Source organism: Pedobacter sp. UBA4863, assembly GCF_002399615.1.
Classification (GTDB): Bacteria; Bacteroidota; Bacteroidia; order Sphingobacteriales; family Sphingobacteriaceae; genus Pedobacter.
Window position 1 is genome coordinate 6106 of sequence record NZ_DHDZ01000009.1, and the last position, 12039, is coordinate 18144.

General features: G+C 38.9%; 11 protein-coding genes and 1 tRNA gene. 10 read left to right on the forward strand and 2 right to left on the reverse strand.

The window, feature by feature from the left end:
* Position 1 precedes the first annotated feature (1 nt).
* The 6 genes from B3I52_RS01340 to B3I52_RS01365 all read left to right on the forward strand — a co-directional run bounded on the left by B3I52_RS01340 (position 2) and on the right by B3I52_RS01365 (position 7163).
* Positions 2-637, forward strand: a complete 636-nt coding sequence (locus B3I52_RS01340) for an HAD family hydrolase (protein WP_293297734.1) — start codon at positions 2-4, stop codon at positions 635-637.
* A 141-nt stretch (positions 638-778) separates the two neighbouring features.
* Positions 779-1096 (forward strand): DUF962 domain-containing protein, encoded by a 318-nt coding sequence (locus tag B3I52_RS01345; protein WP_293297736.1) that lies wholly within the window; start codon positions 779-781, stop codon positions 1094-1096.
* Positions 1097-1272: 176 nt separating this feature from the next.
* Positions 1273-3543, forward strand: coding sequence for a catalase/peroxidase HPI (gene katG, locus B3I52_RS01350; protein ID WP_293297739.1), 2271 nt, complete (start codon positions 1273-1275; stop codon positions 3541-3543).
* A 473-nt stretch (positions 3544-4016) separates the two neighbouring features.
* Positions 4017-4409 (forward strand): GreA/GreB family elongation factor, encoded by a 393-nt coding sequence (locus B3I52_RS01355; RefSeq protein WP_293297741.1) that lies wholly within the window; start codon positions 4017-4019, stop codon positions 4407-4409.
* Positions 4410-4660: 251 nt separating this feature from the next.
* Positions 4661-6532: a sensor histidine kinase gene (locus tag B3I52_RS01360; RefSeq protein ID WP_293297743.1), complete on the forward strand. Its 1872-nt coding sequence runs from the start codon at positions 4661-4663 to the stop codon at positions 6530-6532.
* The gene (locus B3I52_RS01365; RefSeq protein ID WP_293297745.1) at positions 6519-7163 is read left to right on the forward strand and encodes a response regulator; all 645 of its coding nucleotides are present in this window, start codon (positions 6519-6521) and stop codon (positions 7161-7163) included. The genes B3I52_RS01360 and B3I52_RS01365 overlap by 14 nt, the downstream gene beginning before the upstream one ends.
* A 62-nt stretch (positions 7164-7225) precedes the next feature.
* On the opposite strand, the gene B3I52_RS01370 is transcribed toward B3I52_RS01365, so the two are convergent.
* Positions 7226-7298 (reverse strand) — tRNA-Phe (locus tag B3I52_RS01370).
* Positions 7299-7532: 234 nt separating this feature from the next.
* Here B3I52_RS01370 and B3I52_RS01375 point away from each other — a divergent pair.
* The 3 genes from B3I52_RS01375 (at position 7533) to B3I52_RS01385 (ending at position 10846) form a co-directional block, all read left to right on the forward strand.
* Entirely contained in the window at positions 7533-8828 is a 1296-nt protein-coding gene (locus tag B3I52_RS01375) for a 4Fe-4S dicluster domain-containing protein (RefSeq protein ID WP_293297748.1), read from the forward strand.
* Positions 8829-9029: 201 nt separating this feature from the next.
* Entirely contained in the window at positions 9030-9818 is a 789-nt protein-coding gene (locus B3I52_RS01380; protein ID WP_293297751.1) for a (Fe-S)-binding protein, read from the forward strand.
* Between the two features lie 191 nt (positions 9819-10009).
* The gene (locus B3I52_RS01385; RefSeq protein WP_293297754.1) at positions 10010-10846 is read left to right on the forward strand and encodes an endonuclease/exonuclease/phosphatase family protein; all 837 of its coding nucleotides are present in this window, start codon (positions 10010-10012) and stop codon (positions 10844-10846) included.
* On the opposite strand, the gene B3I52_RS01390 is transcribed toward B3I52_RS01385, so the two are convergent.
* Positions 10847-11329, reverse strand: coding sequence for a hypothetical protein (locus tag B3I52_RS01390; protein WP_293297756.1), 483 nt, complete (start codon positions 11327-11329; stop codon positions 10847-10849).
* Between the two features lie 50 nt (positions 11330-11379).
* Between B3I52_RS01390 and B3I52_RS01395 the strand changes: the two genes are divergently transcribed.
* Positions 11380-11868: an ABC transporter ATPase gene (locus tag B3I52_RS01395; protein ID WP_293297758.1), complete on the forward strand. Its 489-nt coding sequence runs from the start codon at positions 11380-11382 to the stop codon at positions 11866-11868.
* Positions 11869-12039 lie beyond the last annotated feature (171 nt).

The following is a 12039-nucleotide window of genomic DNA, read 5'->3' on the forward strand; positions in this document are numbered from 1 at the left end:
AATGGAAAAAATTAAAAATATTATTTTCGATTATGGCAATGTGATCTTCGCCATTGATTTCTTGAGGACACAACATGCACTGGCTCAAATAGGTATCCCCAACGTAAACGATTTTTTTGCCCATAAAGGCCACAACCAGCTGTTTGACGATTTTGAAACAGGCAGCCTCTCTCCTGCCCAATTTAGGGATGGAATTAGAAAAGCGGCAGCAAAATTAGCGCTTACCGACCAACAAATAGACGATGCCTGGAACAGTTTGTTAATTGGGGTATCGGGAAACAACCACGATGTTTTACTAGAAGTGAAACAAAAGTATCGTACCTTCTTGTTAAGTAACAACAACAAAATACACTACGATTGGATTATCGCATACCTGCAAAAAGACTTTGGGCTTAACAACTATGATGGTTTCTTCGAAAGAGCGTACTTTTCTCAAGACACCAACATGCGCAAACCCAATCCCGCAATTTTTAAAATGGTGTTGAAAGAAAATAACCTAAACCCAGCCGAAACATTATTTATTGACGACAGCCCACAACACCTGGAAGGTGCTAAAAAAGCAGGATTAAATACCTTATTAATGAATGTTCACCCAGAAAAATTGAGAGATTTCTTAACGCAGCACCAATTGTTATAAAGCACATTTAAATTAAACAAATCATCATCACTAAATTATCAGATACACCTCCAGTACATTCCAAACCAGTTAAAGCAAATAGATTGACCACTACAGAAATTATACCTATTTTAGCGAGGTATTACTAAGAATTGGCAAGGTATGAACAACAAAAAATACAGATCATTAAAAGAGTTTTACCCATTTTACCTTAGCGAGCACCAAAATACCACCAGCCGTATATTACATTTTATTGGCACCTTATTGGCTATTGTATCCCTTATTGGCGGCATCTTGTTTCACGATTTTCGCTTTATGTTGGCTGTGCCTTTTTTGGGCTATGGCTTTGCATGGGTAGGCCACTTCTTTTTCGAAAAAAACAAACCTGCTACTTTTCAATATCCTGGCTACAGCTTGGCCAGCGATTTTATACTTTTCTGGGATTTGCTTAATGGCAAGCAATCTTTTAAAGTGAAATAGCTTTTACCTATCTACCCATAGATAAAAGCACTTTGACAGGTTCATTTTCCTTTCTTACCTTTAATCATCATAAGGTATAACAGGCATCGCAAATAAACGAAACAGCTTTTCATCCATCCGTTATGATGGTGATGTAAAAGTGCCAATATACCTCATTAACCAAAAAATGATTAAGTATGGAAAACAATGGTTCAGACATCAGCAAATGCCCATTTCATAATAGCGCTATGAAAAGTAATGTTGGCGGCAGCGGCACCAGAAACCGCGATTGGTGGCCACAACAACTTAAATTAAACATCCTACGCCAGCACTCTTCCTCATCTAACCCTATGGGCAATGATTTTGATTATGCGGCAGCTTTCAACAGCCTAGATTACGAAGGCTTAAAAAAAGACTTAAAGCACTTAATGACCGATTCGCAAGATTGGTGGCCTGCAGATTTTGGCCATTATGGCGGCTTATTTATCCGCATGGCATGGCACAGCGCCGGTACTTACCGCGTTGGCGACGGCCGTGGCGGCGCAGGGCAAGGACAGCAACGTTTTGCTCCGTTAAATAGCTGGCCCGATAATGTAAGCTTAGACAAAGCCCGTCGGTTGTTATGGCCTATCAAACAAAAATACGGCAATAAAATATCTTGGGCAGATTTATTAATCTTAGCAGGAAACGTAGCCCTAGAATCGATGGGCTTTAAAACCTTTGGCTTTGCCGGTGGGCGTGAAGATGTATGGGAAGCATCAGAAGATGTTTATTGGGGCTCGGAAACCACTTGGTTAGGTAACGATGAACGTTATTCGCAAGGTCAAGAAGGTTTAGCGGCCGAAGGCGTTCTAGTTTCTGACGAAGATGCAGATGGCGTAAAACATTCTAGGGACTTAGAAAACCCACTTGCAGCAGCGCACATGGGCTTAATTTATGTAAACCCAGAAGGCCCAAATGGCAACCCTGACCCTATTGCCGCGGCTAAAGACATTAGAGATACTTTTGGTCGCATGGCAATGGACGATGAAGAAACCGTTGCATTAATTGCAGGCGGCCATACCTTAGGCAAAACACATGGCGCCGCCCCTTCTACACACGTAGGCAAAGAACCCGAAGCTGCAGACTTAGCACAACAGGGCTTAGGTTGGAACAATAGTTTCGGAAGTGGCAAAGGTGCCGACACCATTACCAGCGGACTAGAAGTAACTTGGACCACCACCCCTACACAATGGAGCAATAATTTCTTCGAAAACCTTTTTGCATACGAGTGGGAATTAACCAAAAGCCCGGCTGGCGCACACCAATGGGTAGCAAAAAATGCCGAAGAGATTATTCCGGATGCCTTTGATGCAACTAAAAAGCATAAACCAAGCATGCTAACCACCGATCTTTCGTTGCGTTTTGACCCCGTTTATGAAAAAATTTCCAGACGCTTCCTTGAAAACCCTGAAGCTTTTAACGATGCTTTTGCCCGTGCATGGTTCAAATTAACCCACCGCGATATGGGACCGGCATCACGTTATTTAGGCCCAGAAGCTCCTAAAGAAGTGCTTATTTGGCAAGACCCTATTCCGGCGGTAAACCATCCGCTAATTACCGAAAAGGAAATAGCACAATTAAAAGAGCAAGTCTTAAATTTGGGCTTAAACATAAGTGAATTGGTAGGTACGGCTTGGGCTTCGGCATCAACATTTCGCAGTGGCGACAAACGTGGTGGTGCCAATGGTGCCCGCATCCGCTTGGCTCCTCAGCGTTACTGGCAAGCAAACAACCCCGCCCAGCTCGGCAAAGTATTAGATGTACTTACCAACCTACAAAGCAACTTTAACACAGCACAAACCGATGGCAAAAAGGTTTCTATTGCCGATTTAATTGTACTTGCAGGTGCAGCAGCTATAGAAAAGGCCGCAAAAGATGCCGGACAAAATGTTAAAGTACCTTTTACTCCCGGCCGTACAGATGCTTCGCAAGAACAAACAGATGTAGAATCTTTCGCTCATTTAGAACCTGTTGCCGATGGTTTCCGTAACTATAAAAAAGGGCACACAGCAGTACGCACCGAAGAGTTATTGATAGATAAAGCGCAGTTGCTGGGTCTGTCTGCACCAGAGCTAACCGTTTTAGTGGCCGGTATGCGTGCCCTAAATGCAAATTATGATGGCGCTGCACATGGTGTTTTAACCAAGCGCCCAACACAATTAACCAATGATTTCTTTATCAACCTGCTAGATATGGCCACCGCATGGAAAGCCATTGGCCCAGATAAGGAATTGTACGAAGGCTACGACCGTAAAACTGGGGCAAAAAAATGGACAGCCACCCGTGCCGATTTAGTTTTTGGCGCTAACGCAGAATTGAGAGCAATTGCCGAGGTTTATGCCAGTGCAGATGCAAAAGAAAAATTCGTCAATGATTTTATTGCGGCATGGAACAAAGTAATGAACCTCGATCGGTTCGACTTGTAGCAAGCTAAATCGTAGTACATAAAGACAGGCTAAGCACTGGTAAAAGTTTGGTTTTTTTAATTAAAAGCTTTTATTCCACTAAGACAATATACCTCAATTTAGTACTAACTAGAGAGCTGTCATTTGGCAGCTCTCTTTCTGTGAATATCCTAATTTTGCAACAAAAAAAAATCTTATTTGCTTTTCGTCAATAACAATAGCATATTTGTTTAATGATTACGAAGGCAATAAATCTAATACTTAGCTACTTCCCTTTTAGGGTTGCCAAGAATAGTATGCCTTTTATAAACTGCCCGATGTCTATTTTTAACATCGTTTTAAATCCTATAGCACTTAACAAAAGCAAGGATTTCATTAAATAAACCCCGAATTCAACATTTTATCCAAATGATTTCGGGGGATAACCTTCTCCGATTTTAATTATTTAATGCCTTTTAAACAAAGGCAATTTTTTCAACTAATTTTATTTTAAAATGGAAGCAAAATCAATTTTATTATCTAAAAGCGATTACAAATTTTTAAGCGAGCACTTAGAGAAAGCCGTAATGAGCGACTACAACAAATCTCGCTTAAAAGCTGAAATTAAAAATGCCCAAATTTTTGAGGACGAACTACTGCCCGAAGATGTAGTATCTCTTTATAGCGAGGCAAAAATTGAGCGTACAGACAATGCTCAACAATTTATCTTTAAATTGGTTTTACCAAAAGATGCTAATATAAAACAACAAAAGGTATCCATTTTTGCACCAATAAGCATTGCGCTGTTGGGTTATCAAACCGGCGATTTAATTAATTGGGAAATGCCCGATGGCATTAAGGAATTTAAAATTATCTCGGTAAGAAAATTAACCGAAGAAGAACATTAACAGTTGTTTAACATGCGCCACAGATTTTGTAGGCATCTTAAATTTAATGGCAGTAAAAGGGGCGGTAAAACTACTGCCCTTTATTTTTTGAACCAACATCCACAACAATATTTAAACAAACTGGTTAAAACTATCCACTTGTTTATCAAAACAATACACAAACTCCAGCAACGAATACAGCCAATTAACCTATAGCAGTGATTAAAAATTAACAAATATTTATATTTTAGCATTAACCAGCGTTGTTGTCTATGAAATGGAAATATATTTTATTTTCAATAATTTATATCCTTTCTTTTACAGAAAGCATAAAAGCGCAAGCTAAAATAGTGGTAAGTTTATTTGAAGACACCAGCGCTACACTTACTGCAAAAGAAGTTAAAAGCATATACCACCAACAGCAGTTTAAAAAACTTAGCGAAGCCACTTTTAACCCAGGTTATACAGAATCTATTTTTTGGCTAGGCATTAGCCCCAAAAACTGGCCCTTAAACCAAGAATGGCTTTTAGCTATAGACAACCCACACATCAATCTATTAGAATACTATTGGGCGAATGACGAGGGCACTCAACTACTATACAAAACTGGCGATTTTTTACCTTTTAAACAGCGTCCATTCCCAGAATATACAAGCTATGTATTTCCATTAAGAAAGACCGACGGCATATACCTCCTTAAAGTTGACAAACGAAAGGAAAGCCTACAACTGCCCATGCGCATTGTTAGCTATCAGGAACTTGCTGCAACCGCTATGAACGGCAACTTAATTAATGGCTTACTCTCTGGAACCATTATTGCACTCATTTTTTTTAGTGCGGTTTTATGGTTAAGCACCCACAAAAAACTTTATTTATACTATAGTCTCTATATTGCCTCTCTCTTACTTTGGATCTGGGCAAACAAGGGTTTGGGCTTCGAATACTTGTGGCCCAACAGTAGCTTTTTACCTAGTAGGGCCAGGCCTACCACCCTATTGCTCAATATCATTTTCAGCATCCAGTTTTTGCAGCTTTTTATAGGCCAAACTAATAACAGCTTTTTTTATTATCCTGCAAAGTTTCTGCAAGCACTCTGTATGGTAGCGTTAGTAGTGGTACTCTGGCCTATCGACTACGAAAAATCATTAATCACCTTTAAAAACGTCCAAATCTATATCATCGTTATAGCCACCTTACAGGTAATTGTTATTCTGGGCAGTGTAATAGAAAAGATAATACAAGGCGTAAAAGAAGCTAAATTTTATTTGGCAGCCATATTAGTTTTGGCATTAAGCGGTTTGGCAGAGCAGTTATATATCTATGGCACCATCATTTTAAACTATTATGTTGCCCAATACGCCTTATTGGGAGGTTTGGCCATAGAAGCTGCCATACTTATTTACGGTTTAGCGCAGAAATTTAATCGTTACCGCAAAGAACGAGAAAGTTTATTATTTGAGAAAAATGAACAGCAAAAAACGCTGACCAACACCATTGTAACTGTGCAAGAAAAAGAACGCAAGCTATTTGCAGACAGGCTACACGATGAAATTGGCTCGATGTTATCGGTTATTGGCTTACATCTCCACACCTTAAATAAAGGCATAGCCTCTCCTAAAAACCACCTACAACACAATTTACAACAGGCCGACGAAATGCTTGCTCAAGTTGCCACTACGGTACGCTCCATGAGCCATCAAATTAGTCCCGTAACTATAGACAAACTTGGTTTTGTTAAAGCATTGGAAAGCCTTGTACAAACAATTAATCAAGCAGAAAAGCTATACATAGAATTTATTTGCCTTGGTTTCGAAAAAATGGAGGACTACCCACCAAATTACCTAAATAGCATTTACAGAATTATTCAAGAACTGTTACAAAACATGATTAAGCATGCCGAAGCTAGTAATGGTATTATCCAGTTAATTGAGCACGAAGATATGATCGCAATTATGGCCGAGGATAATGGAAAAGGCTTAACGCCCGAACGCATGAACAACCCTTTAGGATCTGGCATGAATAGTATTTTGTCTAAAATAGCCTATTTGCAGGGAACCATAGAAATAGAGGCACCCGGCAAAGGAACTTTAATAAATATAGAGTTGCCTAACCCAAAAAACACCCTATCGAATGAACAAAATTAACTTATACATTGCCGACGATCATCAATTGTTAATTGATGGCCTTGTTTCTGCATTAAGTAGCTATGCCCACCTAAAGGTGATAGGCACGGCCAACAATGGTAAAAAGGTAATGAGCGACCTTTGCATAAAGCAACCTGATATGCTATTACTAGACTTAAACATGCCACTAATGGATGGCTTACAAGTAATAGAAAACGTAAAGACCAATTATCCAAACGTAAAAATTCTCATCTTATCTAATTACAACGAAGCCCATATTATTAAAGAAGTACAACAAAAAGGCGCCAATGGATACCTATTGAAAGATGGTGCTATTTCGACCCTCATTTCAGCCATAGAAAGCATTTACAAAGGAAACTTAATTTTTCCTGAACTTTCTGTTAAGACCAACGCAACAGAAACCAGCTATTTTATGGACGATTTTATGAAAGAATACCTGCTTACTAAACGAGAGTACGATATTTTATTATTGATGGCCAAAGGCAAATCTAGTATTGAAATTAGTGAAAGCTTGTTTATTAGCACAGCTACGGTGAGCACGCACAGAAGAAATATCCTTAAAAAATTAGGCTTACACAGAACGTCAGAAATAATGAGCTTAGCACTGGCAAAGGGTTGGCTCAAAGAATAGCGTTAGGCCAACAAAAATCTTTAAAAACAAAAAACCCCGAAGTTATTTCGGGGCTGTGGAAGTGGTGCCTCCAGGGATCGAACCAGGGACACAAGGATTTTCAGTCCTTTGCTCTACCTACTGAGCTAAGGCACCTCCCATTTGGGATTGCGAATGTAGAGATTATTTCTGAAGAACAAAATTATTTTTAGCAAAAAACCTTTCCTTCATAAAAAAAAACAACTTTCGTGCTAAATTTCAAGCAATTAGATTTTAAAAAAACACACTTAACAATTCATAAACATTCTAAATTTAGAAAATTATGCAAGCATAATAAATGTTTTAAAATGAAAAATTTTAACTTCGTTATACCATAAGGGTAGAAATATCATGATCTCACAAATCCTATTCATTATTTTAGCTATAACTGGCACTGCATTATTTACCTACAATGTCCGCAAAGTTATTCGTAATATTAAGCTAGGCAAAGCTACTAACCGTAGCGACAAGCCCCAAGAACGTTTAATAACCATGCTAAAAGTGGCTTTTGGCCAAACAAAAATGGCCGTACGCCCTGTGCCTTTTTTATTGCATTTGGTGGTTTATTTAGGCTTTGTTATTATCAATCTCGAAGTGCTAGAAATTATTATAGATGGCGTTTTTGGCACCCATAGGGTATTTGTTGGCTTAGGAGGCTTTTATAATTTCCTTATCGGTAGTTTCGAACTGCTTGCCGCAGGAGTTTGGCTAGCCTGTGCCGTTTTCTTAATTCGTAGAAACATACTTAAACTTAAACGTTTTTCTGGTGTAGAAATGAAAAGTTGGCCAAAATCTGATGCCAATCTCATCCTAATTACTGAAATTTTATTAATGTCGGCCTTTTTAATGATGAATGCCGCCGACGCCAAATTGCAAGCTTTAAGTGTAGCACATTACACACCTGCTGGTGCCTTTCCGGTAAGCACTTGGCTGCAAAGCCTATTGCCCAATCAGGTAAGCAGTTTAATTTTTATTGAACGTTTTTGTTGGTGGTTCCACATTATAGGTATTTTTGGTTTTTTAAACTATTTGCCTTACTCTAAGCATTTCCACATTATGCTAGCCTTCCCTAACACCTATTTTTCTAAGCTACAACCAAAGGGCGAGTTTAGCAATATGGCTAGCGTAACCAACGAAGTTAAGGCCATGCTAGATCCTTCGTTTGCACCTACCCAAACTACGTCTGGCAAATTTGGCGCTAAAGATATTAACGACCTCACCTGGGTGAATTTACTAAATGCCTATACTTGTACCGAGTGTGGTAGGTGTACTTCGGTTTGCCCAGCTAACCTTACTGGAAAACTACTTTCTCCGCGTAAAATTATGATGGATACCCGCGACCGCATGGAAGAAGTAGGCAAAAACATAGACCAGCACGGTGCCGACCACCAAGATGGAAAATCATTGCTAGACGATTATATTAGCAGAGAAGAAATTTGGGCCTGCACAAGCTGCAACGCTTGCACGGAGGCTTGTCCTGTAAACATAGATCCTTTAGAAATTATTACAGAACTGCGCCGCTATGCTGTAATGGAAGAATCTGTTGCACCTGCCAGCATTAATGCCATGTTGGGCAACATAGAAAACAACGGTGCACCCTGGAAATACTCGCCTGCAGATAGATTTAACTGGAGCGAAGGAAGTTAAGGAGCAAAGAGTAAAGAACAAGGAGCAAGGAATAAGGAGCAAGGAATAAGGAATAAGGAATAAGGAATAAGGAGCAAGGAATAAGGAATAAGGAATAAGGAGCAAAGAGTAAAGACACTAAACTAACAAAAACTAAAGCATTTTGTGCAGGGCAACGAGAGAAGCACCATACACATTACGCCAAACGCAATACTAAAAGAAATGGAATTTAAAGTACCAACCATGGCCGAACTAGTGGCCGCTGGAGAAGAACCAGAAATATTATTTTGGGTAGGCTGTGCCGGTAGTTACGACGAACGGGCACAAAAAATTACTCGTGATATTTGTAAAATCTTACACCACGTTGGGCTAAAATATGCTGTTTTAGGCACCGAAGAAAGTTGTACCGGCGACCCCGCAAAAAGAGCAGGCAACGAGTTTTTGTTCCAGATGCAGGCCATGACCAACATAGAAGTGTTAAATGCCTACAATATTAAAAAAATTGTAACGGGCTGCCCGCACTGCTTCAATACCATAAAAAACGAATACCCGGGTTTGGGGGGCACATACGAGGTTATTCATCATTCGCAATTAATACAAGATTTAATTAATCAAGGCAAGCTAAAAGCCGAAGGCGGAGAAAGTTTTAAGGGAAAGAAAATAACTTATCACGACCCTTGTTATTTAGGCCGAGCCAATGGCGTTTACGAAGCACCTAGAAAAGCTTTAGAGGTTTTAGATGCCGAACTAGTAGAAATGAAACGTTGTAAGGCCAATGGGTTATGTTGCGGTGCTGGTGGTGCACAAATGTTTAAAGAACCCGAAAAAGGTGATAAAGACATTAACATCGAACGTGTTGAAGAAGCTTTATTAATTGAACCTCATTTTATTGCAGCTGGTTGCCCGTTCTGTATGACCATGTTAAACGATGGTGTAAAGCTGAAAGACAAAGAACAGGAAGTTAAAGTATTGGATATTGCAGAAATTACCGTAAGAGCCAATGGCCTATAAGTCAGTCTTATTATATTTTAAAAGCCTTTCTGCACTTACCAGAAAGGCTTTTTTATGCATTCATATCCCTTCACAAATAGATCTCGATAGTTTTTGGTTAACAATTATTTAATTAACTTGCATTACCTATCCACAAACACCAACAACAAAACATATTTAAACAAAAAGAAAATCCAAAAACCTCGTATTCAATGAAAAAGCAGTTCCTAATATTGGTGTTATTTTTAACCGCCACCTACAACCTTAATGCCCAAAAAGCCATCAACTTATTAACCTACAACATTAGGTATGAGAACAAAGACGATAAGAATGATTTATGGACTAACAGGCGGGAAGAAATGGTTGATCAAATAAAAAAATATAAAATAGATATTTTATGCGCTCAGGAAGATTTGGAGAGCCAAGCTAAATTCTTAGAAGAAGGAACTAAACTTAAAGGAACTTTAAACGAAAGAACGAGGGGTAAAACTGGTTTTTACAATGGCATATACTATAACGAAAAAAAATTTAAGCTACTTACAGAAGGGCATTTCTTTTTAAACGAAAGTACAGATACGGTAGGAAAAGGCTGGGATGCAGCTGGTTTTAGGTTTGCTAGATGGGTAAAATTCTATGATAAAAAGAATAAAAACGAGTTTTACATTTTCAATACCCATTTTGATCATAAGGGCGTGGTTGCTCGCAATCAATCGGCGAAACTGATGCTCAAAAAGATAGCAGAAATTGCAGGGAACGCTCCTATAATACTCACTGGCGATTTGAATGCCAAACCCACTACCAACCCCATAAAAACACTTAAGACTTTGCTAAAAGACAGTAGAGAAGCTAGCCTGTCTTCGCCACTAGGCCCACAAGGTACTTTTAATGGTTTTAATTTAGAACGTACACTAGATACTAGAATTGACTACATTTTTGTGAACGATAAGGTTACTGTGAACACCTACGAAGTACTTGCCGAGAAAACCAAAAACGGAGGTTATATTTCAGACCACCTCCCAATTAGGGTAAACCTTAACATTAACAAATAATCATTTGCCCGAGGCTAGCGCCTTATTCGTGATTTCTTTTAAATGGTAATGCAGTTCATTTAACTGCTCAGCATCAATATTTTTGAGAGGAACCACCATATAAGTGGCCATACTATCAATAGCTCCGGCTTTATCGTTTCTGGTTTGCACAATAACATCGTCGTTTTTGGTGTGCAAAACCAGTTCGCCACGCAGGGTGTTACCCAAAAAATCTACCGATTTAAAACGGGAAAGGCTAAAGGAAAAAAACTCTTCTTTGCCATTGGCATAAACCTTCCTGTATCTACAAAAACCAGTGTTGGTAACCTTTATTTCGTACTGTTTTAAAGTACTTAGCTGTTCGTCCTTATCGTAGTATTTATTTAAAAAATCATGAATAAATCCGCGATGGTCTAGCGGAGCAGCAAAACCAGAAAACAACAGAAAAGCAGCGGCAAACAAAAAGAAAACCGACTTTTTTAAGGTTAATGTAAACTTTTTCATGAGCGCAAAGTTTTAAGAAGAGCAAGTTAAATAATTTGGTATTTTTGGATATGACTTTTTCTCCACAATCTAAAGTTTGGATTTATCAAAGTAACCGAAAATTTAATGGCACTGAAGCTACAGAAATACAGCGCATTTTAAATGATTTCGTTGTACAATGGACAGCCCACGGCAATCATCTCAATGCCAAAGCCGAAATTTTCTACAATTATTTTATTGTGCTTACCGTAGATGAAGGTGTTGCCAATGCTACGGGCTGTTCTATCGATTCGTCGGTAAGAGCCATCAAGGAAATAGAGCGTCAGTACAATTTAGATCTTTTCGACCGTTTTAACATGGCCTACAAAATAGGTAATGAAGTGCATGTAGCCACAAAAGAAGATTTTGAAACACTTATTACCATAAAGAAGATCGACTTAAACACCACTGTTTTTAACAATCTGGTGCCAACCTTAGCAGATTTTCAACAAAAATGGGAAGTAAAATTGGAAGACAGCTGGCATAAACAAATCTTTGCCACACAATTAGATGCCCAGTAGGTATTCAAGGCTCAAGACCATTAAATTAATAGGCTCTTTCAAAAAGTATGCTCGATCTTTGGTGGCTTTTTCCACTAAACAATAACTTATAGCGTTTAAATTAAGCTACCCGTAGTGCATTATTGATTTAAATTAGCTATCCTCCCCCCACCCCCTCCAAAGGGGGACACA